This is a genomic window from Streptomyces sp. NPDC058662, assembly GCF_042716255.1.
Classification (GTDB): Bacteria; Actinomycetota; Actinomycetes; order Streptomycetales; family Streptomycetaceae; genus Streptomyces.
Genome location: NZ_JBHXRU010000016.1, coordinates 11,954 through 36,923, shown reverse-complemented (window position 1 = coordinate 36,923; position 24,970 = coordinate 11,954). Strand labels below are relative to the sequence as shown.

Genomic DNA, 24,970 nt, shown 5'->3' with positions numbered 1-24,970 from the left:
TAGCGCGGACCGGGCCCCGGAGCGAAAGGGTCGTTTCGTGTTCGAGGACTTCGCCGCCAGGATGGTGCGCACCAGTGAGGCGTCCGTCTTCGTTCGGTACGGGGGCGAGGGCCCGCCTCTCCTGTTGTTGCATGGCCACCCGCGCACGTCGGCGACTTGGCACCGGGTCGCGCCCGTCCTGGTGCGGCGCGGTTTCAGCGTCGTCTGCCCCGACCTGCGCGGGTACGGGCGCTCCCGCGGCCCGGCGCCCGCTTCAGATCATGTGCCGCACTCCAAGCGCGCCGTAGCCAAGGACATGGTCGAGGTTATGCAGACGCTCGGGCACCAGCGCTTCGGTCTCATCGGCCACGACCGGGGGGTTGCCGTGGCGCTCCGCCTGGTGCTGGACCACCCCTCCGCGGTGACCCGGGTGGCGTTCCTGGACGGCCTGCCCCTGAGTGAGCACCTGACCCGTGCGGATGCCCGGTTCGCCACCGCGTGGTGGCACTGGTTCTTCTTCGCCCAGCCGGAGATCCCCGAACGCGTCATCAACGCCGATCCCGACGCCTGGTACCGCGGCGACCCCGAAGCCATGGGGCAGGAAAATCACGACGAGTGGAGGACCGCCACCCGCAATCCAGACGTCGTCCGCGCCATGCTGGAGGACTACCGCGCCGGGCTCACCGTGGACCGCCAACACGAGGAGGCGGACCGCGCCCGAGGCGCGCGGATCGACTGCCCCGTCCTGGTCCTGTGGTCGCTACGAGACGACCTGGAGGACCTGTACGGCGACCCGCGCACCATCTGGCGCGACTGGGCCGACGACGTCCGGGGCCACGGCATCGACGCCGGCCACCATGTGGCCGAGGAAGCCCCCGGCCCGCTCTCCGCCACCCTGGGCGACTTCTTCAACGGCTGACGCTGCCTCGCTCCGCCGGGATCCCTCGCCGACATGTTGCCTTGCAAGACCGAGCGGGCAGTCTGTGACGGCGCAGCTCACTTCTCAGCCTCCGTAGTGAGGTGCCCAGCGCAGGTGCCGCCGACCCTGTCACTGTTTGTACCGTCCGGACAGGTGGTGTCGTGCCAGGTGACACCCACGAGTGAGGCATGCCTGAGGTCGGCGCCGGTCAGATCGGCACCGGTGAGGTTGGCGTGGTCGAGTACTGCGTTGTCCAGATCCGTGTCTCGGAGGTTGGCGTGCGCGAGGTTGGCGTTCGTGAGAACCGCGACTGGCGGCGGCGCGGCCGGGGGGTTCGAGGCCCAGGCGAAGACGACAATCCCAGCCGCAGCCAGTGCCGTGACGAGGATCAACCAACGGAGGGTGCGTCGGAACCTGCCCTCCAAGACCTTGTGCTGGGCAAGCTGCTCAAACTGGAGGACTGTACCGGCGAGATCTGCCCGATCGATCAAACCGGCATCGACAGCGGATTGGTCGCCTTGATTTCCCGCAATTTTGAGTTCTCGTTCGGTCTTCTCCTGTTCGTCTTTCAGGCCCTGGGGCGAGTTGCCGTACTCATGCAGGTAGCTCGTGTCGTTTATGAAGAAGTTGACCGCAGGCTTCAGGTCCCGCGTCGGGTTGTCCCACTTGCGCACCATCTGGTCGATAGTGACAGTGATCGGGAGCAGGATCCGGGTGGCCAGCCAGATGGCGATAAGCACCGCCACCAGTCCCACCACGGAGCCTGCGATAGCCCACCAGAACCGGCCTTCGGACGGGGCAAGCTTGCCGATGTTGGATAGCTGGCTTCCCGCCAGCAGTGCGGCGCCCACCGCCGCAGAGCTAGCAATGAGCCACTTCGCTGCGCTTCGAATCTTGTCATTGGCGTTCCACAGGCCGCTGTAGTCCTGCGCTGGGTCCGGCATGCTTGTTCTAACCCTCCGTGTCCCTGCTCACGATCACAAAGGCGGGAATGATGGCGGGCGGAGGCCTGCGAGGGATGTGAATGGGGTCCCCGGGTGGTTCCAGCGGCGGTGCGCTGGGCTGCACATCGGGTGGTTCCGGTGGCGGCGCGCTGGGCTCCACATCGGTCAAGCGGTAATGCTCGATCGTGTCGCGCAGGTCGCTCGCAGATAGATGCCCGAGTCCAGCCCGGGGGGCGTCCAGAATGTGCTCATACTCGTATGGGACGGTCAGTTTGCCGCCGTCGACTTCTCCGTCCAGGACGGGCACGATGATCTGCTCGCGCCCCCGCTTCACCTCGACCTGGGCGAAGACTGGAAGATCTGTCTGGTCCACGTGATACGCAGTTACATCGCCGACTAGCTGCCCGTCTTTCGAGAACAGCGTGGCGGGAACGGACTGCTCTCTACGGGAGATAGCCATGCGTCAATTGTCGGCAGCCGTGCCCTTCCATGCACTCGGATCAAGGCACACGGGTGAGCGTGGCGCTCCCAGGGCCACCGATACCTGTGGCGGACATTGGGCAAGTAGATGCGGGCCCGCCAGGCCGCCATTCGGCTGGGCACGTGCCGAATCTTAAGAGCGGTCGGCTCGCCCTCGCCGAGGCAACCACCTCGCGCGAGCTACTCCGCCCTACGCAAGTCGTCAGAGTAGGCGGGAAGTCGTTTGCGGCCGGTGACACGGTTCTTACCGGCACCCCTAGGAGAGTGCAGGCGACCTCCGGGACAAGCACCGGCGGATCGCGCTCGACATGGGCGGGCCGGCGATCCGTACCGGCGTAGCGGGTACGGGTACGTACCCGTACCCTGACCCTATGGGAAGGAGCACTGTGATGCCTGATGCCAATGTGAGAATCCCCGAGGAAGCCCGCGACCGGTTGGCCGCTATGGCGGCCGAGGAGGGCTTGTCCCTACGCGCCTACCTGGCTCGGCTTGCGGACACCATGCTGACCCCCGCCGAACGGGCGGAGCGGGCCGAGAGGGCGAAGGCCGCCCTGAAGTCATGGACCGGCTACGCGCCCACGGCCACCGAGGAGGCCGACCTGGACGACGAACTGGACCGCCGGCTTGCACAGGTGCAACGCCCGTGACCGACGACATGCACATCGTCCTGGATGAGACCGCGATGACGGCCGCCGGCGCCGGGAACGTCCTCGCCTCCCGCCTGATCCATCGCGCCCATGCCGAAGTCGGCTGGTACCTCTACGCACCCACATGCGCCCTCGTGGAAGCCGACCGAACACGCCCCGGCACCGCCGAGCACCTGGCCGCCCTGCCTGGAATCACCGTCCTGGACCTCGACCTACCCGCCGCCCTGGCCGTCGCCCGGCAGGAAACCTGGGCCCAGGCCCACGCGCAGCACGCTGCACAGCCGACAGCCGACCGGCCCGACGGCGCCATCGTCGCCACCACCGCCCCCAAACGGTGGGAGGGAGAGCCTGTCCGCGTCCTGGACCTCAACTCCTGAACCCCCGACTGCTCTGACCTGCCGGACTTTCACGACTGCCCCGATCGAACCCCAGCGGCATACTTCGGGACTCGATCGTGCTGTGAGCCCAGGCCGCCTGTCGGCCCGACGTGTTCGTACGGCCGTCACACCGCCGCCCGCAGTCAGGCGGCGGCGGAGGAGGCGGTGGCGGAGCGGAGCCACGCGTCGAAGATGTCGGCAGCCCCGAGAACTGGGGTGAAGATCGGTTCGAAGGGGCCGCGGGTGCGGAGCTGGTCGAGGGTGGTGACGCCGGCCCGCAGTGCGGTGGAGGCGAGTGCGGGGTCGCTGGCGGCGAGACTGCGCAGGTCGGCGATCCGGCGGGCGAGGCGGTCCTCAGAGGCTCCCGTCAGCACGAGCAGGAGCCGGGGGAAGACCGGGTACCGGTATCGCCAGGCCGGCATCGCGGCCTGGCGCCGGGGCCCGCGGGTTCCCTTGGCCGTCTGGGGCTGGGGCGCGTACTCGTGGTAGGCGGCGTACGCGTGCAGTTTCTGCGCGAGGCGAGCGATCGTCATCTGGGTGCGGTCGACCTCCACGAAGAACGTGAGCAGGGTGCGCTGCTTGCCCACGCTGTGGACGTAGTTGAGGACGGCGTCCGGGACGAGGCACAGCTCCTCCCCGGGTCGGGCTTCGTCGCGGTAGTAGTGGGCGATCTCGGGCGACCAGTCCAGGGGACCGCACTCGTGGCCGAGGCGGCGCGCGTGCTCGACGAACGCCGCTCCGGTCTCGACGACCGCGAGGGTGTGCTCTTGGAGCGGGCCGAGCGCGGCCTCCTGGCTCATCCGGTACGCGCGCGGCTGGAGCAGGCCCACGGCCTCGACGGACTGCGCCCCCTTCTCCGTCAGCCACCACAGCAGCTGGGTCTGGCCGGCGCTGCGCCGTCCTACGGCCTCGGCGAATCCGGCCTGGCGCAGGGTGTGAAGCTGGCGGCGCAGGAACTCGGAGCGGGTGTGGTGCGGGGTGACGAGCCGGTGAAGCTGCATCGTGGAGACGAGACGGTGCTGGTAGAGGACCTGGGCGGCCTGCTGGGCGACCTGGCCCAGCCCGGTGGGGGCGGAGTGCGGGTAGGGCATGGGGTGCTCCCCTTCTTCTAGTCGATGACGCTGGTGGGGTCGCCGGCGCTCGGGCCGCCGGGGCGCCGGCCGGTGTGGTGGGCGAGGACGACGGCGTCGAGCTCTTCCAGGTCGGCGAGGATGTCGCCGAGGGGGCGGCGGTTGAGGTTGCTGTCGATCGCCTGGTCGAGGGCGGGGACGCCGGCCGGGTTGTCGTAGTGCGCGAAGACCTCGTCCACGGGCAGGCCGCGGACCCGGAAGGGCGTGGTCCGGGCGCCGTTGAGGTTCACGGACATCACGTAGTGGTACTTCGGCAGCTCGGTGATCGTCTCCGGGGACACGTGGCCGTTCCACCGCTTGGCGACGAAGGCCGCCTCGTCGTAGTCCGCGGCGCAGGTCGACAGCCAGGACTGGTTTTGCAGGAGGGCCTGGCGGGTGATGGCGGAGAGCCGGAGCACCATCTGCGTCATGCCGATGAAGCGGACCTCGTACTTGCGCAGCTGCTCGGCGATGGCGGCGAGGAACCCCTTGCTGGAGGAGTCGAGGGCGGTGAGCTCGTCACCCCACGCCCAGAAGGTCTTCCGCTGCTCGCGCGGGGTGTCCTGCCGGGAGAGGCCAGCGCGGTGCAGGTCGTGGATGAGCAGGCAGCTGACCAGGGCGTCGCTCTCGCTGCCGGACGGGCAGACGAAGACGACCTTGCCGGTGTCCATGGCGTGCCGGACGTCGTACGCGGAGCGGGGGCTGCCGAAGAAGCCCTGGAGGCTCTGGCTGGTGTCGAGGCGGTCGATGGCGTAGGTGACGGTCGGCACCGCGTCCGGGCCCAGCTTGGGGAAGGTGGTCTCCCAGTACGCGCGGACGCGGTCCGGGAGCTTGCGCAGGAGCCCCTCGCGCCAGTCCTCGTCGGTGAGCCAGGTGCGCAGCTGGAAGAGGGTGCACTGCGCCTCGGGGTGCCCGGCCTGGACGGCCTGGAGGTTGAGCAGGGCCAGCGCCTGGGAGGCGCGGGCCAGGATGGTCCGGGCGCGGGGCGCGTTGTCGCCCCAGTCCTGCGCCGCGGCGATGCCCTCGGTGACGGAGCGGACGATGTCCTGGACGTCGGAGAGGGTGCGGCCCTCCATCGACAGGGGGTTCCAGGAGACGACGGGCTGGTCCGGGTCGGCCTTGGCGAGGTTGATCTCCCAGAGCCGGTCGAGGATCTCCGGGTGCGCGAGATAGGGCTTCGCGCGGGCCCAGCCCTCGCCGTGCGGGTCGAGGAACCAGCAGCCGTAGCCGGAGTGGGCCATCGCGATGCACTGGACCAAGGCCTCTTCGGTCTTGCCGTGGCCGGACTTTCCGAGCTGGAGGCCGAAGAGGAGGTCCTGCACCCGGGCGCCGGCGATCCGCTCGCGGCCGTCCGGGTAGACCACGGCGCCGAGCGGGATCAGGTCGTGCTGACCGGTGTAGACGGGGAGGTCGGCCGGGGCCGGCGGGACCAGGCCCCCGGTGCGGACCACGCTGGAGGCAGTGCACTTCACCGTCGGCGGCTTGAGCCATCCGGCCAGCTCGGGCACCGTCAGCCACTGCCGGCGACGCGGGGCGAACTCCCCGCTCGCGAACCGGCGCTCGAACTTGCCGATGGCCCAACGGCGGGGCCGGTATGCCTTGAGGTAGTTCTCCCCCGAGGTCATCGACAGCGCGGCGATCAGCTGGTGCATCCGGGCCAGGGCCAGCTGCGGGTGGGCAGCCTCGGTGCGCAGCAGGATCTGCACGGCGAACACCGCCCCGGCGGCGGGTTCGAGCTTGCCGACGCCGTCGCGCAGGTCGGTCTGCCGCGGGATCCGCTCGGAGCGGTTGGAAGCGCCGGCACCGCCGGACCAAGCGGAGGTCGCCGAACCCCAGAAGCCGCCTCCGCCGAGGCCGCCAGTGAGGCGCTCGCCGTACGCGGACGGGCCCCGGCGGGCGGCCCGCGCCATCAGGCGGCGCCGGCGTCGGGCCAGGCGCTGCTCGGACACGGGGACCAGGTCGAAGACCGCCTCCGCATTCTCCCCGTCCTCAGTACGCACGGAGGCCATGGCCGCGGCCAGCTGCTGGAGCGGGTCGGGGCTCAGGCCAAGGGAGGCCAGGGCCTTGTAGTCGGGCAGGCCCAGGGTGAGCTCGGCACGCTGCACGTACCGGCGCGCGCTCACCGGGGCGGTGGTCACCTGCGCCGACTTGGCGAGGGAGATGACGGAGGTCACGGCGTTCCTCCCGGGCCGTTGAAGCGGACGGGTCGGATATCGGCCTGGCCGTGCTGAGTGCGGACCTCGACCTCGGCGAAGCCGGGCATGTTCAGGATCGCGGCCGCAGCGGCCGGGCCCTCGATGTAGCAGCGCATCTTTCCCTCCACCGCGGTGTACCGCAGGCGCACCGCCGATCCGCGAGCCGGGACCCCATCGGCGGCGTAGTGCACGCGCCCGAGCTGGCGGGCCCAGCGGCCGACTTCACCTTCACCAGGGTCGAACGTGCTGGTCGGGATCACCTCGACCTGGACCCGGTCGGCCAACGCTTCCCGGACGAGCGCAGCGCGCCGGATCGTCCACCACACCCAGACCGCCGCCCCGAGAACGCCGAGGGCGACGAGGTACGGCGCGGCCGCGCTCAGGACCGCCTGGAGCTGGGCGAGGAGCTCGTCAACCGGCAGGTCCGGAAGGCTCATGTCGACCGGACCGAGGTCGGCCGGGACGGGGCGGAGTGGTGCACGGTGCCTCCAGGGTGGTGGAAGAAGCCCTTCACCTGGACCAAGTAAGAATTCGCGGCCGATCCAGACACCGCGCCCCAATGCTTTGCCATCCCTTGACGATTGAGGGCGGCTGGCGGGTTCGGCCGAGACTGGCCAGTGCCCTTCACGGTGTAGGCGCCGTTGATCGCGTCATGAGGAAAGCGATCTACATGACTGCCGCCGCGCTGGTGCTGGCCGGGACGGCTCCGGCGTTCGCGAGCGGCGGGGCAGGCAAAGGCCCGGTGGGCGTCGGCGTGATCGGCGAAGGCCTGAAGGTGAAGGAAGTACGGGCCACCCTGGACGGCTGGTACCCAGGCGCCCGGGCCGAGACCTTCCTGCTCCGGGGCGGCAAGCGCATCCAGACCGTGGGGGCCTGGAAGGCCACCGAGTCGGTGGAGTACGGCGGGCACAAATTCGAGGTCGTCGCCTGGCCGGTGAACAAGTCCTACCGGCACGGAGACCGGATCTGTTCGCGGTTCGAGCACCGCAGCGAGCGGCCCTGCGTGACCATCCAGCGCTGATCGCGCCGGCCTTGGGGCACGGCGAGGGCTGCAAGGCCGGGCCCCTGGGCGGTGTCCACATCCCCGTCAGCGACGCCGCCAGGGCTGAACCGTGCTTGCCGTCAGCCTGAGGGGAGGAGCCCGTTCTCCCCGACGGCGTCGGCCGCAGTCCGTAGGAACGCTTTGTACGCGTCCTGCGCGCGGCTTTGGAGAACGTGGAGGTCGGGCGCCGCGGGGTCCAGTCCAGCGTCCACCAGTAGCTCGATGTAGCCCGGCAGCGGCGGCGTGAGGGGGCCGGTGTCCAAGGCCTGGCCCTTGAGGGCCTCGATGGCGTGGCGGGTCGCGCCGCTGAGAAGGGTGCACTTCTCTGTCACTTCGAGCGCGGCATCGGCCACCGGGCGGGTGGCGTCCAGGGATAAGACGACACGGATCTTCTGGACTTCATTCTGCCGGTACTTCAGTGCCTGGTCCCAGCGCTTGTGTGCCTTCTCGATCCACTCTTCACGCTGGTCCGGAAAGCGCTCGACGCGACCGAGGGGCGTCAGCGTGGTGGACAACAGGTCCAGGTAGCGCTCGTGCGTCTCGGCGAAGGCGAGGTAGGTGGCCCTGCGCGAGTCCCGCAGGGCCCGCATGCTCTCGGCCTTGACCTGGTGTCGAGCTGTGTTGCGGCTCAGGAGAGCCGCGGCCAGTCCGGTCGCTCCGGTGCCGAGGGCTCCGACCGTGGCGCCGAGCACGGCGGCAAGTCCTGCATCCATCGCGCCACTGTGACGGGTCGGCGACGAGCAGCGCGAGATGATGATCAGCCATCTCTCGGCGATGTCTCCGAAACCACCAGGCAGGTCGGGCCCCGGCTGTAGAACGTCGGGATGGACCCTCTCACCCCCGCCGTCGTCCGTGCCGCCGGCACCATCACAAGAGCCGCCCTCGGCCGCTACCGTCCCGTCGGCGTCGTTCGCGTCGGCAGTGCCGAGGACCGCGCCCAGAGCTACCGCCGGTTCCTCGATGCCGTCGTCCACGCCGTCGACGCCCAGATCCTCTACTACTACCGCCGCCGTGACGCCGCAGCCATATCCGCCATCCGCCGCCCCCGATTACGCTCCCGCCGCAACCACCTGCGCGAGCAGGCGTGGCGGCACTACACCCACGCCCAGATCGAAGTGCACGCCGCGCTGCTCGGCGTCCGGCTGTCCGCCCCGACACCGGTGCTCGCAGCCGCCGAGCACCTGGTCGCCTCCATCCCCCGCTTCTACCGGACCGGCACCCGCCACACCCTGCCCGAATCCGAGTACCTCGCTGCCCACGACGAGTGCACCACGGCGCAGCACGTCTTTCTGGAGGCGGCCCGCCGCGACCTCGACTACCACCCCCGCCCCTGGCAACTGCTGCGCAAACGACGGGAACGCAAGTACCGCGAGCAGGCCGCGGACGGCCGACTACCGCACTGACCCGTACTGAGGCCGTGTCCAGCGCTGACCGCGCCAGCCTGCGCCCGCCCCGAGGACGTCCGGGGCGGGCACAGCCGTTTCAGCCAACGATGCGACGGACGACAAGGATCGGGCCGAGGTCCCCTTGTTGGACCACGGAGACGGGCCGGCCCGTCCGGGGTGCATGCACGACGTAGCCGAATCCGATGGCCATGGCTACGTGCTCAGGGGCGTCAGCCGTACCCCGAGCGAAGAGTAGATCGCCGGGAGCAATGGCGCCGGGCGGGACCGCTCGGCCGTCGTGAATCTGCGTGTAGGTGGTGCGAGTGATCTCCTTGCCAGCCACTCCGTACGCGCGCTGGGTCAGGGAGGAACAGTCGCACCGCTCGGACGGGTTGGGGCCGTGGGGGTTGGTACAGCTGCCGCCCCACTGGTACATGGTGCCGAGCTGGCCCAGTGCCCAGCGGATTGCGGTCTGCACCTCCATCGGCGCGGTGGCCGGGATCTGGTAGCCCTCCGGCAGCGAGCCGGGCGGGATGTTCCCGAAGTCCACGTTGCCGCCGCCCTGGCCGGCGCACCGTCCCGGGCCGAAGCCGCCGCCGAGACCGGGCTGTCCCGGCATCGGGCCGACGGGAGCGGCTCCGAGGGTGGGGGCGATGGCCTGCTGGAGGGCGGTCGCGAGGGGCTCGTGCTTGGCGTACGCGTCGGGGAAGCCGGACCGCTGGACCTTCTGCGCGGCCACGGTGACGGGCATCTGCTCCCAGTCCTTTATCTTCACGAGCCCGTCGTAGAACTTCCCAGAGGAGTAGACGGGGTCCATGATCTGCTCGCGGGTGCCCCAGCCCTGGGAGGGTCGCTGCTGGAACAGGCCGAGTGAGTCGCGGTCGCCGTGGTCGAGGTTGATCAGGGTGGACTCCTGGAGGGCGGTGGCCAGGGCGACGACCTGGCCACGGGCCGGCACGCGCTTCTGGATGCCGGTCGCGACGATGACCTTGGCGTTGGGGATCTGCTTCTTGGGCTCGGAGAGGCCGGGGACGTTCACGTCTCCGCTCCCGGCGAGCATCTCCTTGACCTTGCGGGCTATCTCGGCGGTGTCCGGGTCGAGGCCGGGCTGGCCGCCGGCGGGGCAGCTGGCTGCCGCCGCGGCGGCCTCGGCCTCGCTCTGGCCGAGGCCTGCCACGTGGGCTGCGACAGCGGCCAGCAGAACGAGCGCGAGGCCGAGCAGGCCGGCGACGCCGGCCAGCCACCCCTTGAACTTCTTCTTCATGAGCGGCGCTGCCGGCGGCGGCGGATGTTCAACTCCCGCTCCTCGTTACGGCTCAGGGACGCGTCGCTGGGCCGCCGCGGGCTCGCGGTCGGGACGTGGCGTGTGCTGGGCTGTCGTGGGGTGCCTCGGTCCAGACGCTGCCGGAGCTGCTGCTGGCGCGGCGAGACCGCCGGCTGGGTCGGGACCTGGTGGCGGGGCTGGTGGCGCCTGGTGGCCTGCGTGGCCGGGGGGTTGGGCTGATTCGGTGTGGTGGTCGCCTGGCTGCCGCTGGTGCCGGGGCGCTGGTACATAGGACCGCCCGGCAGCTGGTTCGGAACGGTGACCGCCTGGCTGCTGCTGGTGGCGAGGTTGTGCGCCGGGCCGCCGGGGAGCTGGTTCGCCGGGGTGCCGGGCGGGTTGGGCGGCTGCGCGGGCGGGTTCTGCGGCGGGACGGGCGGTGTCTGCCCCGGGTTGCCGGCGTTGCCCGGCTGGGGCTGGGGCTGGGGCTGGGGCTGGGGCTGGGGCTGGGGCTGGCCTGCGGGCCGGGCCGGGCGGCGGCCGCCGTTGGCCCCGGACTGAATGCGGTTCATCAGGGCGACGGTGCTGACGCTGGAGCTCGTGGCGTAGCCGAGGGCGGCGATCGGATTGCCCGAGGCGAGGGAGACGCCGACCATCGCGGTGCGGACCGCGCCGCGGGTGACCCTGCGGGCGATCGACTGGTTCTTCGCCACCGGGGTGGAGGACGGGGCCAGGGCGCTGCCGTTGGTCCCGCCGATCCGACCGGAGGACATCTTGTCGCGCCACTTGGCCGCGGCCTGCTTGGACTTGACCGTGAGCGCCTTGCGCTTCTTGATCGCGCCGATGCACACGATGTCCACGGCGAGGAAGCGCAGGGTGAGCTCGTTGCCCCAGTCCTGCTGTACGGGGTCGAGGACGGCTTGCACGATCAGGATGAGGACGGCGAGACCGATGATGGAGGCGAGGAGCTGCCCGAGGGAATGCAGGACGGATGCCGCCCAGTCCCACAGGTATCCGCGGCCGGCGCCGGGCAGCAGGCCAGCCACGAGAGCGGGTTCGGCCCGTACGGCGTCCCAGGCGATGCGGCACTGCGCGACAAGGAAGTTGCCCGCGAGACCGGCGATCAGGACGGTGACGATCAGCGCGGCGACGAGGAGGAAGATCGCGCCGCCGACCTTGTCCATCGAGGCCCGCTTCGCGGCCTGCACGTCGCCCTTGACGCAGTCCTTCTCGAACTGTTCCATCGGCGGGTTGCCGAAGTGGTCCAGGGCCCACTGCTTGGCCAGGGGCATGGTCCATTCGGTGATCTGTGCGCCGGTGGGGTCGATCCAGGCCCGGTAGCTGTTGAACTTCTTCAGACGCTCGTACTGCTGGTTCATGGCCCGCTCGTAGGCGAGCTGCGAGATCTTGGTGTCGCTGTACTTCTTCGCGCACTCGCCTTCGAAAACGCGGCCGTACTGGAGCAGCATGGCCGGCTTGACGATGAAGGCGTCGGTCAGCGCGTTGGTCAGCGGGCGGGAGAGCGCCCGGCTGCTGGCCGAGTCCTCTTCGTCCGGAGCCTTCTCCTTCTGGCCGGGGTTGGCGTCGAGGATGACGTCGGCGACTTCGAGGGCCAGGCCACGGGCAGCGGCGATGGCGCCGTCCTGCTCGCCCAGCAGGACCTGCGGGGGCGAGGACAACAGCGTGGCGGTCAGCCCGGCGATCAGGAGAGACAGCGCCGCGTCCCCCCACCCCTTGGCCCGGTCCCCGAAGAAGATCCGGACGACGGCGATCAGGGCGCACACCGACAGGAACAGGGACGGCAGCCCCATCTGCAGGATGACCTGCGTGTGAAGCGAGTTGGCGACCGACAGCACCGGCGCCAGGAGCAGCTTGGCCAGGCCGAAGCCCAACGCCCAGAAAATGAGCCAGCAGCAGAACGCGATGACCCACTTGGTGATCATGAAAGCCAGCTCGGTGATCAGGTTCTGGATCCCGAGGTCCCAGTCCATCAGCCCACCGGTGTCGCTCTTGACGGTGTATGCCGAGATCGGCAGGTTCCGCTCGTCGGTGACGTTGAAGACGGCCAGGACGCCGCCCTCGTCCGGCAGCAACTTGCGCAGCCGCTCCTCCTCCGCCTTGAGGAAGGCTTCCTGCATGTTGTCGGTGAACCGCTTGTTGAGGTCGGCGATGATCTTCTCGATCTCGGCGAGCTCTTCCGGGGTGGGCGTACGCGTACCGGCTGTGGGCGGTCCGAGGGGGTTGGTCACCGGCGGGCTGGTGGGCGCCGGAGTCGCGGACGGGCTCGGCTCGGCGAGGGCCGGCAGCGAGGTGAGCATGGTGAACGCGGTCGCGGCGAGCGCCGCCACAAGCAGGGCAAGGCGCAGGCGGGCTTTTCCGAGCAGCCGCAGCCGCTTGAACGGGGCGCGCAGGGTTCTCATGCCGCCACCTGCTGGCTGGTCGGGGTGGTGTGGATGACGCGCTCGATCGCCCGGTCCCGGGGGATGAGGACCCGCATCAGACCGATGCGGCCGGCCAGGTCGCGGTAGAGGCACTCCCCCGCCCGGGCCCGGCGCTGGTCCTCGGGCAGGCCGAGCGGTGAGAGGCCGCCGGTCACCAGGTCCAGGAGGTCGGTGTCGGTGGAGTCCACGCCGAGGAATTCGAGGCTGCGCGCGGCAAGGGGGCGGCTGGTCTGCCGGAAGACAAACCGGTGCGGGATGAGGCCGCGGACGATCATTCCCTTCTCGCTGTCGGCCGGGCCGATGTCGTCGGCGTCGTGGCTGCCGACGTACGCGGCCGCATTGCGCTTGCGGCCGTCGCGCAGCAGCTCCAGCAGCAGCTCCAGGCCCTCGTCGCTGGAGGTGAGCCACCAGCACTCGTCGAAGACCGTGACCGCGAACTCGTCCCGCGAGCGCATCGCGGTCTCGCGCGAGACGGCGGCGATCAGGTACATCAGCGCCCGGCCCAGGACCTTCTCGAACTCCAGGCGCTGGATCCGGTGCTCGCTCGCGAGCTCGGACTTCTTCGGCAGGGCGAGCGAGGACACCAGGAAGACGACGGAGTCCGCGCGGTGGGTGTCGACGACCGGCAGCGTCTCGTCGAAGACGACCCTCGCCAGGTCCTTGCGGGCGACCGAGGCGAGCTTGCGGGCCAGGCCGTGAGCGGCCGCGTCCCCGGCGCCGCGTGCGGTGAGCTCGTCCATCAGGGCGCGCATCGACGGCTCAGGCCGGGCCAGGACGGCCTGCACGGCCTCGGACAGGGCGACGCCTTCGAGGTCCATCGGCCGGACCCCGAGCAGCAGGGTGAGGAAGGACTCGGTGAAGCGGGCCGCGACCTCGGGGCTGCTCTCCCTGTAGAGGCGCAGCGGGTCGAGGGAGACCTCGGCGGTGTGGTCGATGCGGATCAGCTGCGTGGTGCCAGGGCAGGCCTTCGCGAACCGCGCCCATTCCTGGTCGGTGGTGCGGTCGACGATCACGGCGCGGCCGCGGCTGCCGGGCCGGCCGAGCTGGTGGCCGCGGGCCAGGACGTTGTAGACGGCGCCCTTCATGCCGACGGACTTGCCGGCGCCGAGCTCGCCGAGCCACGCCATAGACGCGCTCGCGTTCTCGCGGGGGCCGCGGGCGGGGTCGATCAGGACGGGGCGGGCGCCGCCGGAAGCTACCTGGAGGCCGTAGAGGCCGCCGCGCTCGTCGCCGAGCTGGGAGCCGCACCAGGGCATGGCCATCGCGAAGTCCCGTGCGAGGAGGATCTGCGCGTAGCCGGCCATGACGTGGGGGGTGCGGCAGCCGGGCAGCATCGCCTGCCACAGGCTGGCCTGTTCGCCGGCGGGCCGGGAGAAGGTGTAGTCGGTGGCCCCGAAGTCGGAAGCGAGAGCTGCGGCCCGGTCCATGGCGTCGTCGGGGCTGTTGCCCCAGACGGCGAGGGTGACCATGGCTCGGATCTCGACCTCGCGCCGGTTCGCTGTGAGCCTCTCGTGGTACTCCTCGTTGTCGGCCTGGTTGCGGGCGACGGCTGCGGGCGGGCCGGCCGGGTCGCCCTCGTATTCGGCGGCCTGCGCCTTGAGGTGGCGGGCGCGCTTGCGGACCTTCGGCTCGGCCTTCGAGCCGGGGACGATGACCAGACGCGCGGTCCAGTCGACGGGGTAGGCCAGGTCGTCGAGCTGCTGAAGGTAGGCCGCGCCCGGGAGGGCAAACGCCTCCGGCATCTCGGAAAGGGCCAGGAGCGCCTGGTAGGAGTCACCCCACTCGCTGGAGACCTGGAGGAAGCGACGCGTGAACGGGTTGGCGGGCAGCGCGGGGCCCGTGTTGAAGTCGGCACCGCCCTCGCCGACGAGGATCTCCCCCAGCGCCGCGACGTTCCGGCCCCGGCCGCGGACCGGGGTCTCAGTGCCGTCCGGGAGGAACGGTTCGGCGAGGCCGCGCCGCGCGGAGTGGCCGTAGATCCACAGGATCTCCGCCTCGGACGCCGGCCGCATCGAGACGCCGGTCGGCCACTGGGCCTGGATCCGCTGAGCCTGCTCCAGGCGCCGCTGCACCTCCGCATCGGTGACGAGCGCGGGCATCAGGCCGAGCTGCAGGGAGACCTCCGCCCGCGCCGCCCGGAACGCGGACATCACCGCGTCCTTCTGCGACAGCGGAGGCAGCGGGAGCGCGAGCCAGTCGGTGCGGCCCGTCAGCTCCATCGTCTCCAGCTGGTCCAGGACCGCGTGCCCCAGGCTCTCGTAACGGGGCGCGCGCTCCAGGTCGATGTCGTCGACCATGGCGCGCACCACCGCGGTCGGGTCGATCTGCGGGCACAGCGACAGCAGCATCGGCTCGCCGGTCATCGCCTTGAACAGGCCCTCCAGAGCCTTGAGACGACGGCGCTTCACGGCGGCCGGGGCGTGGGAGTAGTTGGTCGCAGCAACGCGCCACACCGCCCAGACGGTGCCGTGGGTGGTGAAGATCAGGTTCTGCTGGACGTGCCGGATCGGCAGGCGCATCGTCAGTTCTCCAGTCAGGTACGAGTGGTGGGCGCGCGTCGGGCGAGCAGGGCCTGCACGCCCGAGGCCACCGGCGCGGCGGGCGCCGAAGGCCCTGCGGGCGCCCTTGAAGCGGCGGCGGGTACCCCCGGCCGGGGCCGGGCCAGCTGCGGTCGGTGCTCCAGGGCGGGGGCCTCAGTGATCGCCCGGGCAGTCGCGTCGGCGGCCTGTTCGTCGGCGGGCAGGTGGATGCGGGTGTCGCCGCGGGTGGGGCGGGCCGGCCGGTAGGCGCGGCCGCGGAGCTGGCCGCGCCGGGGCGCGGCCAGCATCAGGGCGATGCTCAGCAGGGCGGCCGCGGGGTTGCGGCCGTCGATGTGGAGGTGGCGCAGCACGAACGCCACCACCGCAGGGAGGACCAGGAGGGCTGCGACGTCGAGCCAGCCGTGGCCGCCCCACACCGGGCGGGTCAGGATCAGGGCGGCGACGGTGGCGACGATCCCGGCAAGCTGGGTCAGGGTGTAGGGGCCGCCGGGCAGCCGGATCCCCCGGCCGCCGTTGACGTCCCGGATCACCCCGTGGACGAGCGGCGCGCGCCGGGCCTTGGTGTAGCAGCGGCCGATCAGCTCGAAGTCGAGCTCGCCGCCATGGGCGGCGGCCTCGGTCACTGGTCACTCCGGACGGCGTTGGGGCCGCCCTGGTACTGGACGATGTCTTCGGTGGTCTTGTTCTTGAGGGCGCCCATGTTGGCGGACAGGCCCCAGACGATCGCCGCGAAGATGACGGCCATGATCGTCGGGCCGGGTGCCTTCGTCTTCCAGCCCACGACCACGACGAAGATCCCGCACAGTGCCGGGATGGCCACGTCGAAGATGAGGCCCTTGATGTCGGTGCCGAGGCCGGTGCCGGTCTCGATCCAGCCCGCGGCCAGCGTGATGGTGTCGTGCATGACGGTGCTCCTCTTATGCGGTGGGGGTGGGTGCCGGACCCGGAGCGCCAGAGGCGGCCGGGGCCGGAGTCGGTGAGGTGAGGGCGGGGGCGCCGTCAAGGCTGGCGATCTCCCAGCGGCCGGCGCGGGCCTTGAGGGTCAGGGCGTAGGTGAGCGGCATCCGCACCCCGTCCTGGCCGGTCGCCCGAAGGGTGACGAGCAGGCGCAGGGTGGTGCCGTCGCCGGGGACCGAGACGACCGGCTCGCCGCCGGTCTCGCCCTCGACGGCGAACTGGTCCACCGCGACACCCGAGTACGGGGCCGGGGACGGAGCGGCCAGGCGGGTGCCTGGAGCGAGGTAGCGGTCGAGCTCGGCACCGGCCTTCGTGAGGTAGGCGGACAGGAAGCTGGTGACCGCCTGGGTGCGCGGGTCGGTCGGCAGCGCCGGGCGCATCGCGCCGTAGACCAACTCCGGCGTCTTGGCCCGCTCGGGTGCGGCGACCTCGGCCGGCAGCGCGAGCGCGGTGTACGCGGTCGCTCCCCCGGCGCCGGGCGCCGTGGCCACGGGCACCTGGAAGTAGCGCACCGCGTCGGCCGACTGAGACGGGGATGCGCCCGGCTGCGGGGACGGCGCCGGCGACGGCTGTGCGCCGGCGACGCGGGCAGCGACCGTGACCGCCCAGACCGAGGTGTCGGTCTGGCGCAGCCGCACGACGGTCAGCTGCTCGCCCCGGTGCTGGCCGGAGACTCCGTCGAGCTGCATGCTGGCGGCCGGCGGGTAGTAGGCGGCGAGCTTGAGCTCGTCGCCGCGCCCGGCGGACAGGTAGGCGGCAACGAAGAGGCTGGCGAAGCCCGCCGCGCCCTGGCCGCCGCTCGCGGACGGGGCGGACGGGGCGGTCTTCGGCGCCGGGGCCGCGGACGTGGCGGGCACCGAGAGGTAGGCGAGCGCGCCCAGCAGGGGGCCGAGCGCGATCAGGCTCCAGACGATCCAGCGGATCAGCGCGGCCGAGTTGGCCTGGGCGCCGGTCGACCATCCGCCGACCCATCCGGCCTCCTGGACGGCCTCGGTCTCCTGGATAGCGGGCGGCTGCGGGTCGGCCGGTGTGACCGGCTTCCGGCGGCCGGTGAGGGCGGGGCTCATGCCGCGCCTCCGGCCGAGCGCAGGGTGTGGCCGGCCAGCTCCGCGATCCGGGTGCGGAGTTCCGCTTCGGGTCGGCGGCTGAGTGCGGCGAGCGAGGCGAGGACGGGCTCGGCGTCCTCGTCGAGGAAGGCGCGGAGCTTCTCGTGGGTGCCGGTGTCGAAGGGGCGGGCGACGAGGGCGGCGCCGAGGTGGATGAGCAGACGCTGGGCGCGGGTGACGCGCTCCTCGTCCGCGTCCAGCGACGTCGCGGCGGCGGGTGTGGTCAAGACGCTTCTCCAAAGGGGGGAGCGGACGGTGGCCGGGGCGGTGGTCCGGTTCATGCCGCGGCCTCGGGCTGGAGGGATGCTGTGAGGCGGGCCAGGGCCCGCGAGCGCCGGCGCTGCCAGGCGCTGGGGGTGGTCCCGGCGCGGGCGGCGGCCTCGGCGTCCGGGATGCCGCCGCTGATGTGGTGCCAGGCCAGCGCCTGCGCGTCCGCGGTCGTAAGAGCGCCGTCGCGCACCGCGTCCAGGAGGAGCTCCAGGAGCTCCAGCCGGGCCGGAGCGGTTTCGGCGTCGCCGACCGGACCGGTGTGGAGGCCGGCTTCCGCGGCGGCCGCGCGCACGGTGCGGGCGCGGGCGATCTCGTAGGGGCCCGGCGCCCGGTCGGCGAGCTGCTCAGCGGCCGCGAGGTCCTCCCCCGCCAGGCCCTGCTCGGCGGCGAGCTCGGCCAGGACCCGGCGCAAGGTGTCGAGCGTCAGGTTGGCGGCGGGCCGTCCGGGGCGGAGGTGGATGTGGCCGGCGCGGGCCACTTCGTAGAGGGCGGCCACGGTCACGTGACCGACTGCGTCGCGAGTGCGGCCGCCGGTCGCGCGGACCTGGCCGCGGGTGATGCGGAAGACAGCGGGGAGCATCGCCTGGACGATGACGCGGCCGGCGAGGACCGCCGATCGGTCACGGCCGGCGGCGCGCTGGAGGAGGGCCCGCAGGACGGCGTCGGTCAGCTCATCGGTCACGCCGTCGGCCGTCGGGCGGAGCGCGGCCAGGAGCTGCTCGGGCGTCAGAGAGCCGGACCAGGAATCGGTCACGGCGGCGATGCCGTCGATCAGGTGGCCATCGGTCACCCAGTCGGTCACCGCCTGGCGCACGGCGGGGTCCGCGCACAGCGCGGCCCAGTCGGCGTCCAGCCGGTCGAAGTACCCGCCGCCGGCGGCGGGGTGCGAAGCGTCGTGCACGGCACGTCTCCTTTCGGATCTCGTGCCGTACACACTCCTCAGACCGGCTTGCCCGAAGGCTTGCCCACAGCCCTAAAGCGCAGATCGGAGGCTTGCCCTCTAGCTGGGCAAGCCTCCCGTGACCGATTGGGCAAGCCTGGTAGGGGGTTGGGCAAGCCCCCTCGTGACCGGTCCATGCAACTCTGGGCAAGCCTCCCTGGGGGGTGGGCAAGCATCGGGTTTGTGCCGCCAAGGCTTGCCCAGGAGGCGGGTGCGAGGTCGCGGCGAACGGGTGACCGATGGCCGCGAACCGGTCATGACCGGTGACCGATGGGGCCCGGATCGGTCACCGCTCACCGGGCCCGGGATCGGTCACGGGCGGGTTCGGTGACCGGTCACGGCACCGGTCGCGGGATCGGTCACGCCGATCGGTCACGGCGGGACGGCTGCCCGAACCGGTCGGTGGCGGTGACCGATGACCGGTCACCGGGCCATAACCGGAACGGTCAGCTGCTGCCGACGGAGCGGAGGTGCGCCCGGCCCTGCTGCCGACGCTGCTCCTCAAGGTACGTCTGGGCATCAAGCACGCGGCGCTGGCCCGTCTTGGGTGAGACCTCCAGGCGCCGGGCAACCTCAGCTCCCGACAACCGCTTCCCAGTCTCTTCGGCCTCCACCAGCCAGGAGGCCACCAGCTCGATATCGCGCTGAATCGGGTCCACCTCGGCCGACTCCTCGCCGGTCTGCTGCTTCGGCACCCGCGCGGTCGCCTCACCGGACGCGGTCACCTCGGCCACCCAGTCCTGTCCGTCCGCGCCCGCTGGCGCCGCGAGGACGGGCTGCTCGAAGGAACGGCCCGCAGGTACGGCCGGGCCGGCATCGGCCACGGAGGCCGTCGGCGCGGGTACCGCTCCGGCGGGCCCTCGCGCTGGCTCGACCGGCGGTTCCGACAGGCTGCGAAGGCCGCCCTGTTCCCCGAAGAAGGGGTGCGGCTCCCCCGCCCCGGGCAGCTGCTCCTCGTACACCGGCGCCGGGGCAGCCGGCGCGTCGGTCACCGACTCCTCGACCGCCGGTACGGAGGGCGCGTGCGCGGCCGCTTCGAGCTCCGCCGCCTGGAGCTCGGCGAGCACCGGCTCCAGCAGGACGTCGGGAAGCAGGCCTCCCGTGTGCTGGTCGGTCAGGCCGTAGTCCCGCGCGAGGTACGCCGCGAAAGTCTCCGCGGACGGGACCGCGCCGTACTGCGCCATGCAGTCCCGCGCGGCCTGGGTCAGGTCGACGAGGTCGGGCGCGGGCATCTCGTCCCGGGCGTCGGGAGTTGCAGCCGCGGGCTCGGCCGCCGATTCCGCTTCTCGGGCAGCGGCATCCTCAGCACGGGGCTCGGCGGCCGGGAGCAGTTCGGGAACATCGACCGAGGCGGCCAGTTCGGGCTCGGCGGCGGACTCAGGCACGGATGCGGGCTCGGGCTCGGGGCGGGAGAGCAAGACCGGGCTCAGGCCGGCTGCGGTCAGTCCCGCTGAGGCGGTCTGCGCGAGTGGCACGCCGATGCGGGCCAGGCGCAGCGGCATCAGGGCCTCCACCGGGGCTTTGCGGCGCCACGCCCGCCCGTACCGGGCCTGGAGCCGCGCCTGGTAGATCAGCCGGTCCTGCTCCATCCCGACGGCCTGCTCGTACGACCGCAGTTCCCAGAGCTTCATCCGGCGCCACAGCTTGAATGTGGGCACCGGAGACAGGATCCAGCGGGTGATGCGGACGCCCTCCATGTGCCGGTCGGCGGTGATGTCCGCGATCCGGCCCACGGCGTGCCGGGCCGCCTCGACGGTGACGACGAAGAGGACCGGGATGACGGCGTGCATGCCGACGCCGAGCGGGTCTGGCCAGGCGGCCGCGCCGTTGAACGCGATCGTTGCGGCGGTGAGGAGCCACGCGGTCTGGCGCAGGAGGGGGAACGGGATGCGGATCCAGGTCAGCAGGAGGTCGAGCGCCAGGCATACGCAGATGCCTGCGTCGATGCCGATCGGGAACACCAGGGAGAAGTCGCCGAAGCCCTTCGTCTCGGCGAGCGCGCGCACCGCGGTGTACGAGCCCGCGAACCCGATCCCCGCGATGACCACGGCTCCGGCGACGACGACGCCGATGAGTATCCGGTGCGTACGAGTCAGCTGTAGCTGCGCCACTGGCCTTGATCCCTCGTTCCTCGCGTTGTCGTTGAGGCCACCCTTGCATCAGGAGTTTGTGCAGTCAGGGGATTTACCTCGAATGGATGTTGGACCCGGCCGCTGATGGGGGAGTGGCCGCCGTATTACGTCGTAATGCTGGGTCGGTCGGCAGCCAGGTTCGTCCGTCCCGCTTATTACGGCGTAATGGGCCGGGTCGGGCGGGCGCCGCCTGGGCAACGCGCGTTTGGGGGAGCGCCGTCAGCCCGCCCGTGTCCTGGGTCTACAGGTCGTTCAAGAGCAGCTCGGCAAGCTGCTGCCGGTACTCGGTGGTACAGGACTCCACCAGGTCCGCGACGAAGACCTCAGGTCCGCCGACGAGCTTCAGGTACCGGCCGAGCGTCTTCTGCCGCTCCTCGGGGGACGCCGCCGCGACGACGGGGTCCTCGCGCGTGACGGCGGGGGGTCGCGTCACGGGGGCCGGCTTTGCTGACGACGTCGGAGGGGTCACCGGCTCCGGCGTCTTCGGAGGCTCGGCCTGACGAATGACCTTCTTCTTGGCCCGCTGTTCCTTCAGCAGTTGGAGCTGGCTTGCCTGCTCCTCCGGCTTCTTACGCCCGACCTGGCGGAGAAGTTCCGCCGGCTCCTGGCCCGTCTGAAGCTTCTGCTTCAGCTCGGGAGTGAGCCCGAGCAGGGCAAGGCGTTGGGAGATCCATCCCTGGGAGCGGTGGAGGCGGGCGGCGAGCGCTTCCTGAGTCCCGTGCACGGCGAGCAGCTGCTGGAGTGCACGTGCCTCGTCGAGGTGGCCCAGGTCCTGGCGGTGGACGTTGGCGACGAGTGCGGATTCCAGGATCTCGTCCGGGTTGCTGCCGAGGTCCTCGTCCAGCATCACCTTGACCTCTTCGAAGCCGGCCTCACGGGCGGCCGCGAGCCGGGAGTTGCCGTCGATGGCAACGTACTTCGTGCCCTTCTCCAGTTCCTCCGCCAGCTCGGGGTTGGCCTCAAGGTAGGCGAGACGGGACATGATGCTGATGGCGGTCTTCTGCCCGTGGTCGCGCAGGCTCTTGGCGAGATCCGTCAGGTCACCCAGTGAGGACCTTGGGTTGAGCGGGTTCAGGCTGATCAAGGAAACGGGGAGCTTGACCGTGGGCAGGGCCCCGTCGGTGGGGGCCGAGGTCGCTGCGTCGATCGCGGCCCGGCGAGGGCTGATGGACTGGGCCTGCCGGAACGAGCTGCCCGTCCCGAGAGCGGACGCCTTACTCATGAAATCTCCCGTGCCAGGGCCCGCATGGCCACCGCCTGGTCGCAGTTTGGTGCGTACGCCAGCAAGGGCTGCTTGACGCGCACCGCTTCCTTCTGTTCCTTCAGGTCGCCGATCACGCCGACGACCCGTGGGTCCTTGAGGTCCATCCAGCTCTGGAGGGAAGAGGTGGCGATGTAACCGCGGCGGGCGTCGTAGTGGTTGACCACGATGCCGAGATACTCAAGTTCCAGGGCCATGTCGCTGCGCAGATCCTCGATCTGTGAAGTGAGGAGGTCGTAGGCGTCGGCGGAACTGTCCTCGGCCTGGACGACGACCAGGATCCCCGAGTTGCCGGGCTCCTCACCCTGGCGGCGGCGGCCGTAGTAGGCGGCTGCGTCCATGCTGAGACCCAGGCTGGGCGGGCAGTCCACCAGGACGGCGTCGTAGTCGGCTTCGAGAGGAGCAAGTGCCCGCTCCAGCGCGGCCTCGCGTGCCCGTACCCCCGACAGCTTGACGTCGAGGAGGAAGGCATCGGTGCACGCGGGAAGCAGGTGGAGCCGCCCGCCGAAGCGGTCATCGCTGACCTCGACGACGAGGTCAGCGAGGGGGCCCTTGGCCTCGCCCGCCATGTGCTTGGTGAGGCTGTCACCGTCGAGGGGGAGTGGAGTCAGGCCGAGCTGCTTGGTCAGGTGGCACTGCGGGTCGAAGTCGACGAGCAGCACCCGAAGGCCGAGCCCCGGGAGGTCCTCGTACTCCAGCAGGGACGGCTCCTGGTCCTCCCTGAGCAGCGCCGCGAGGGCCTTGGAGATGCGTACCCGGTGCAGCTGGTCCGAGTCCTCGGCGAGTGCCTGGCCCACTCCGGCCGTGATCGCCGTCTTGCCGACCCCGCCCTTCTGGTTGCACACGATGCGCCGCTTCACGACCACAGGACGCTTGATGTCGGGAGCCGGGTTCTTGTCCAACCACACCTGCACCGACTGAGAGAGGCCCTGGATGAGGGACACACCGCGTGCAGCGCAGTCAGAGCGGAAGTCTTCCCACTGCTCGGGGGGAAGCCAGGTCGAGAATGACCTTGCGCCGGTTGTCTCGATGGAGGGGAGGTTGGCGCCGAGCGCGCGCCAAGCGTCGATGCCAGCCTCGACCGCGTGCTGCATGTCGATGCCGTGCTGCGCGGCGCGAACTCTCAGGTCACGCTGCATCGAAGTGGTGAGTTTGGAGACGACCTTCTCGCGAGTGTCGCCGTCGGAGGGCGTTGTCATGGGCGATACCTTACTAACGCACAAGATCAAGCGTGGACTCGACATGTTAGTAAATGCCGATCCGAGACCTTGAAGTCACCTGGCCGGCCGAACCCGGACCGGTATTACGCCGTAATGAACTCCCTAGGCGGGCGGTGGACCACCGCTGTCACACCACGGCGAACTCGTACTCCGGACGAGCGCTCTACCCTCCGCCCCAGCCAAGCTCGTGGCCCACAACAGCGCCTCGGAAGCGACCTCTACCCCGCCGACCCGGTCCTCGGCAGCCACCACAAGGCCACGGTCTTCACGACTCGGTTGACGTTCATCGGCCAGCGGGTGAGTTAACGGCAACCTTGCCGAGCGTGTCGAAATGCCCAAGATCCTCTTGGTTAGGGATACGGCGCCGTTCGTACTCTGCAGCCCTGCGAGGCCGCCGATTTGGGGCTCACCGGCGAGGCGCTTCCGGAGGCTCGGCCGACATCGTCGGTCAGGAGTGAAGCCGACGAGTCCTGCCCGGCAATGGGTGGGTACGCCGCGGCGCCGGAAGGTGCTGAAGGAGTTCCCAGAGGGGAGAGGAGCCAGTGGCCCCCGTGTTCAGGAGGCCGCGGTCCACCAGGTGCAGTCGCTGACTTCGGGCGAACTGCACCGCTGGAGCGCTGAACCGGCCGTTGGTGACGAGGACGACTACGTCGCCACGGTGTACGGGGCGGCCGGTTCCGTTGAGGACGTGAAGGTCCGGGGTCCCGACTGCGGCCCCGGCCGCGCCGTCGCGGCGGTGCTTGCACTGGATGACCCAGCGGCGGCCTGCCGGGTCGGTCCCCTTGACGTCGGCGCCGTTGTCTCCGGCGCCGCCCACCCGGACGGCGTCATGGGCACCGTCGCGGCGCATCAGGTCCCGTACGGCTTCCTCGAACTGGCTGTGATGCAGGCCGTCCAGGAAGCGGATGTCCCAGCCCTCCGGTCGCCGGCGACGGGCGGTCCATGCGGAGGCGCCACGCCGCGCGGCCTTCACGAGCAGAAGCGTCAGCGCTCCGGCGGCCAGGACCGCGACGGTGACGGCGGCGATGTCGGCGCCGTGGAGCTGAAGCCACTGCCGGGCTTGCGGGACGAGGACGGACACGAACGCGGCGGCCGCGAGGAGGCCGGCGGCATCGACGGCGGCCCCTCCTCTGCGGCGGTGCACGGGTCGGCGTCCTCGTCGTGGCCGTCGCCGGGCGGGGGTGCGGGTCGGGTTTCGACGTCCGGGCATGGACGGGCCTTCCTGAAGCAGGTCGTGGCGCGCACCGGCCGCAGAGGGCTGGCGGGTGAGCGGCCGCGTCCCACCGGATGGTGGGAATCTCCACCCACCCTCCTCAGGGCGGCTTGCCCAAAGGCTTGCCCAGTCCCCGAAGGGGCGAGGGCGGAGGCTTGCCCACCAAAGGACTCCGGGGTGCACGTGGCCGCCTCGACGCGGGCACCCCGTGTCACCGCGGCCGCTTCGACTCCCGAGTCCCCCATTTCCCGTAGCCGAAGGGCGACTCGGCAGCCGAAAAGGCCACCAGTGGCCGCCTGCGGGCCTCCCAGGTGATCACAGGTCGATCCATACCGCGTAGGCCGAGTTCGTCGACTGGAGGGCCCATTCTCGGCGTCGCTTTTCTGTAAATGTGCGCGAATTGACGGGTTGGGTCCGTCGTTGGTGCGCCCAAAGCCGCAGGCTCCCCAGTTGGGGAGCGCAAGCCGAGAGTGGGGGGGGTGGCCCTTCGGGGGGGAAACCCGCACAAAAGTCGTCGCCGGGGGGTGGCGGCGGGGCTCGGGAGTAGAAAAA

23 protein-coding genes are annotated in these 24,970 nt (G+C 71.0%); 5 read left to right on the top strand and 18 right to left on the bottom strand.

The genetic code is table 11. The features are described 5' to 3' along the window. Positions 1–37: 37 nt before the first annotated feature. On the top strand, positions 38–898 hold the full coding sequence (locus ACFWUQ_RS08970) for an alpha/beta fold hydrolase (RefSeq protein ID WP_384534921.1): 861 nt from the start codon (positions 38–40) through the stop codon (positions 896–898). Positions 899–975: 77 nt separating this feature from the next. On the opposite strand, the gene ACFWUQ_RS08965 is transcribed toward ACFWUQ_RS08970, so the two are convergent. Both ACFWUQ_RS08965 and ACFWUQ_RS08960 read right to left on the bottom strand, forming a co-directional pair. Beyond that, positions 976–1,842 (bottom strand): pentapeptide repeat-containing protein, encoded by an 867-nt coding sequence (locus ACFWUQ_RS08965; protein WP_384534920.1) that lies wholly within the window; start codon positions 1,840–1,842, stop codon positions 976–978. Between the two features lie 7 nt (positions 1,843–1,849). Beyond that, positions 1,850–2,302 carry a hypothetical protein gene (locus ACFWUQ_RS08960; protein ID WP_384534917.1) on the bottom strand — a complete coding sequence of 151 codons (453 nt, stop codon included), beginning with the start codon at positions 2,300–2,302 and terminating at the stop codon, positions 1,850–1,852. A gap of 409 nt (positions 2,303–2,711) precedes the next feature. Between ACFWUQ_RS08960 and ACFWUQ_RS08955 the strand changes: the two genes are divergently transcribed. Together ACFWUQ_RS08955 and ACFWUQ_RS08950 are read left to right on the top strand one after the other, a co-directional pair. Then, positions 2,712–2,969, top strand: coding sequence for a hypothetical protein (locus ACFWUQ_RS08955; protein WP_384534914.1), 258 nt, complete (start codon positions 2,712–2,714; stop codon positions 2,967–2,969). An 8-nt stretch (positions 2,970–2,977) separates the two neighbouring features. Next, the gene (locus tag ACFWUQ_RS08950; RefSeq protein WP_214936829.1) at positions 2,978–3,346 is read left to right on the top strand and encodes a hypothetical protein; all 369 of its coding nucleotides are present in this window, start codon (positions 2,978–2,980) and stop codon (positions 3,344–3,346) included. Between the two features lie 143 nt (positions 3,347–3,489). On the opposite strand, the gene ACFWUQ_RS08945 is transcribed toward ACFWUQ_RS08950, so the two are convergent. From ACFWUQ_RS08945 to ACFWUQ_RS08935, 3 genes are read right to left on the bottom strand one after another with little or no spacing between them, the layout of a single operon-like run. Then, entirely contained in the window at positions 3,490–4,437 is a 948-nt protein-coding gene (locus ACFWUQ_RS08945) for a replication-relaxation family protein (protein WP_384534912.1), read from the bottom strand. Between the two features lie 17 nt (positions 4,438–4,454). After that, on the bottom strand, positions 4,455–6,629 hold the full coding sequence (locus tag ACFWUQ_RS08940) for an ATP/GTP-binding protein (protein ID WP_384534909.1): 2,175 nt from the start codon (positions 6,627–6,629) through the stop codon (positions 4,455–4,457). Continuing rightward, positions 6,626–7,087 carry a hypothetical protein gene (locus ACFWUQ_RS08935; RefSeq protein WP_384534907.1) on the bottom strand — a complete coding sequence of 154 codons (462 nt, stop codon included), beginning with the start codon at positions 7,085–7,087 and terminating at the stop codon, positions 6,626–6,628. The genes ACFWUQ_RS08940 and ACFWUQ_RS08935 overlap by 4 nt, the downstream gene beginning before the upstream one ends. Positions 7,088–7,302: 215 nt before the next feature. Here ACFWUQ_RS08935 and ACFWUQ_RS08930 point away from each other — a divergent pair, with 215 nt between their 5' ends. Next, positions 7,303–7,671, top strand: a complete 369-nt coding sequence (locus ACFWUQ_RS08930; RefSeq protein WP_384534905.1) for a hypothetical protein — start codon at positions 7,303–7,305, stop codon at positions 7,669–7,671. A 101-nt stretch (positions 7,672–7,772) separates the two neighbouring features. On the opposite strand, the gene ACFWUQ_RS08925 is transcribed toward ACFWUQ_RS08930, so the two are convergent. Further along, positions 7,773–8,405 carry a hypothetical protein gene (locus ACFWUQ_RS08925; protein ID WP_384534902.1) on the bottom strand — a complete coding sequence of 211 codons (633 nt, stop codon included), beginning with the start codon at positions 8,403–8,405 and terminating at the stop codon, positions 7,773–7,775. 111 nt (positions 8,406–8,516) lie between these two features. Between ACFWUQ_RS08925 and ACFWUQ_RS08920 the strand changes: the two genes are divergently transcribed. Continuing rightward, on the top strand, positions 8,517–9,095 hold the full coding sequence (locus ACFWUQ_RS08920; RefSeq protein ID WP_384534900.1) for a hypothetical protein: 579 nt from the start codon (positions 8,517–8,519) through the stop codon (positions 9,093–9,095). Between the two features lie 79 nt (positions 9,096–9,174). Here ACFWUQ_RS08920 and ACFWUQ_RS08915 read toward each other — a convergent pair whose 3' ends face one another. The 12 genes from ACFWUQ_RS08915 to ACFWUQ_RS08860 form a co-directional block, all read right to left on the bottom strand. Then, a complete protein-coding gene (locus tag ACFWUQ_RS08915; RefSeq protein ID WP_384534898.1) occupies positions 9,175–10,341 on the bottom strand; it encodes a C40 family peptidase in 1,167 nt (388 codons plus the stop codon). Then, complete coding sequence (locus ACFWUQ_RS08910) at positions 10,338–12,758, bottom strand: hypothetical protein (RefSeq protein WP_384534896.1); 2,421 nt, start codon at positions 12,756–12,758, stop codon at positions 10,338–10,340. Before ACFWUQ_RS08910 ends, ACFWUQ_RS08915 begins: the two co-directional genes overlap by 4 nt. After that, positions 12,755–15,298, bottom strand: a complete 2,544-nt coding sequence (locus tag ACFWUQ_RS08905; RefSeq protein ID WP_384534895.1) for an ATP-binding protein — start codon at positions 15,296–15,298, stop codon at positions 12,755–12,757. Before ACFWUQ_RS08905 ends, ACFWUQ_RS08910 begins: the two co-directional genes overlap by 4 nt. A gap of 14 nt (positions 15,299–15,312) precedes the next feature. Then, positions 15,313–15,942, bottom strand: a complete 630-nt coding sequence (locus tag ACFWUQ_RS08900; protein WP_384534893.1) for a hypothetical protein — start codon at positions 15,940–15,942, stop codon at positions 15,313–15,315. Continuing rightward, the gene (locus tag ACFWUQ_RS08895; protein WP_384534891.1) at positions 15,939–16,223 is read right to left on the bottom strand and encodes a hypothetical protein; all 285 of its coding nucleotides are present in this window, start codon (positions 16,221–16,223) and stop codon (positions 15,939–15,941) included. The genes ACFWUQ_RS08900 and ACFWUQ_RS08895 overlap by 4 nt, the downstream gene beginning before the upstream one ends. A gap of 13 nt (positions 16,224–16,236) precedes the next feature. Then, entirely contained in the window at positions 16,237–17,343 is a 1,107-nt protein-coding gene (locus ACFWUQ_RS08890) for a conjugal transfer protein (RefSeq protein WP_384534888.1), read from the bottom strand. Further along, entirely contained in the window at positions 17,340–17,609 is a 270-nt protein-coding gene (locus tag ACFWUQ_RS08885; RefSeq protein WP_384534885.1) for a hypothetical protein, read from the bottom strand. Before ACFWUQ_RS08885 ends, ACFWUQ_RS08890 begins: the two co-directional genes overlap by 4 nt. Before the next feature lie 50 nt (positions 17,610–17,659). Then, entirely contained in the window at positions 17,660–18,553 is an 894-nt protein-coding gene (locus ACFWUQ_RS08880) for a hypothetical protein (protein WP_384534882.1), read from the bottom strand. Between the two features lie 485 nt (positions 18,554–19,038). Then, positions 19,039–20,703: a DUF2637 domain-containing protein gene (locus ACFWUQ_RS08875; RefSeq protein WP_384534879.1), complete on the bottom strand. Its 1,665-nt coding sequence runs from the start codon at positions 20,701–20,703 to the stop codon at positions 19,039–19,041. Positions 20,704–20,965: 262 nt separating this feature from the next. Further along, positions 20,966–21,946: a ParB/RepB/Spo0J family partition protein gene (locus ACFWUQ_RS08870; RefSeq protein WP_384534876.1), complete on the bottom strand. Its 981-nt coding sequence runs from the start codon at positions 21,944–21,946 to the stop codon at positions 20,966–20,968. Beyond that, positions 21,943–23,184 (bottom strand): ParA family protein, encoded by a 1,242-nt coding sequence (locus ACFWUQ_RS08865; protein WP_384534873.1) that lies wholly within the window; start codon positions 23,182–23,184, stop codon positions 21,943–21,945. The genes ACFWUQ_RS08870 and ACFWUQ_RS08865 overlap by 4 nt, the downstream gene beginning before the upstream one ends. Positions 23,185–23,653: 469 nt before the next feature. Further along, a complete protein-coding gene (locus ACFWUQ_RS08860; protein WP_384534870.1) occupies positions 23,654–24,415 on the bottom strand; it encodes a restriction endonuclease in 762 nt (253 codons plus the stop codon). Positions 24,416–24,970 lie beyond the last annotated feature (555 nt).

Excerpts from the sequence above, each read along its gene's own strand:
- ACFWUQ_RS08945 (WP_384534912.1), bottom strand. The coding sequence starts at position 4,437 with ATGCCCTACCCGCACTCCGCCCCCACCGGGCTGGGCCAGGTCGCCCAG.
- ACFWUQ_RS08925 (WP_384534902.1), bottom strand. The coding sequence starts at position 8,405 with ATGGATGCAGGACTTGCCGCCGTGCTCGGCGCCACGGTCGGAGCCCTC.
- ACFWUQ_RS08950 (WP_214936829.1), top strand. The coding sequence starts at position 2,978 with ATGCACATCGTCCTGGATGAGACCGCGATGACGGCCGCCGGCGCCGGG.
- ACFWUQ_RS08865 (WP_384534873.1), bottom strand. The coding sequence starts at position 23,184 with ATGACAACGCCCTCCGACGGCGACACTCGCGAGAAGGTCGTCTCCAAA.
- ACFWUQ_RS08910 (WP_384534896.1), bottom strand. The coding sequence starts at position 12,758 with ATGAGAACCCTGCGCGCCCCGTTCAAGCGGCTGCGGCTGCTCGGAAAA.
- ACFWUQ_RS08965 (WP_384534920.1), bottom strand. The coding sequence starts at position 1,842 with ATGCCGGACCCAGCGCAGGACTACAGCGGCCTGTGGAACGCCAATGAC.
- ACFWUQ_RS08935 (WP_384534907.1), bottom strand. The coding sequence starts at position 7,087 with ATGAGCCTTCCGGACCTGCCGGTTGACGAGCTCCTCGCCCAGCTCCAG.
- ACFWUQ_RS08955 (WP_384534914.1), top strand. The coding sequence starts at position 2,712 with ATGCCTGATGCCAATGTGAGAATCCCCGAGGAAGCCCGCGACCGGTTG.
- ACFWUQ_RS08930 (WP_384534905.1), top strand. The coding sequence starts at position 7,303 with ATGAGGAAAGCGATCTACATGACTGCCGCCGCGCTGGTGCTGGCCGGG.
- ACFWUQ_RS08860 (WP_384534870.1), bottom strand. The coding sequence starts at position 24,415 with ATGCCCGGACGTCGAAACCCGACCCGCACCCCCGCCCGGCGACGGCCA.
- ACFWUQ_RS08905 (WP_384534895.1), bottom strand. The coding sequence starts at position 15,298 with ATGCGCCTGCCGATCCGGCACGTCCAGCAGAACCTGATCTTCACCACC.
- ACFWUQ_RS08960 (WP_384534917.1), bottom strand. The coding sequence starts at position 2,302 with ATGGCTATCTCCCGTAGAGAGCAGTCCGTTCCCGCCACGCTGTTCTCG.
- ACFWUQ_RS08895 (WP_384534891.1), bottom strand. The coding sequence starts at position 16,223 with ATGCACGACACCATCACGCTGGCCGCGGGCTGGATCGAGACCGGCACC.
- ACFWUQ_RS08920 (WP_384534900.1), top strand. The coding sequence starts at position 8,517 with ATGGACCCTCTCACCCCCGCCGTCGTCCGTGCCGCCGGCACCATCACA.
- ACFWUQ_RS08890 (WP_384534888.1), bottom strand. The coding sequence starts at position 17,343 with ATGAGCCCCGCCCTCACCGGCCGCCGGAAGCCGGTCACACCGGCCGAC.
- ACFWUQ_RS08870 (WP_384534876.1), bottom strand. The coding sequence starts at position 21,946 with ATGAGTAAGGCGTCCGCTCTCGGGACGGGCAGCTCGTTCCGGCAGGCC.
- ACFWUQ_RS08915 (WP_384534898.1), bottom strand. The coding sequence starts at position 10,341 with ATGAAGAAGAAGTTCAAGGGGTGGCTGGCCGGCGTCGCCGGCCTGCTC.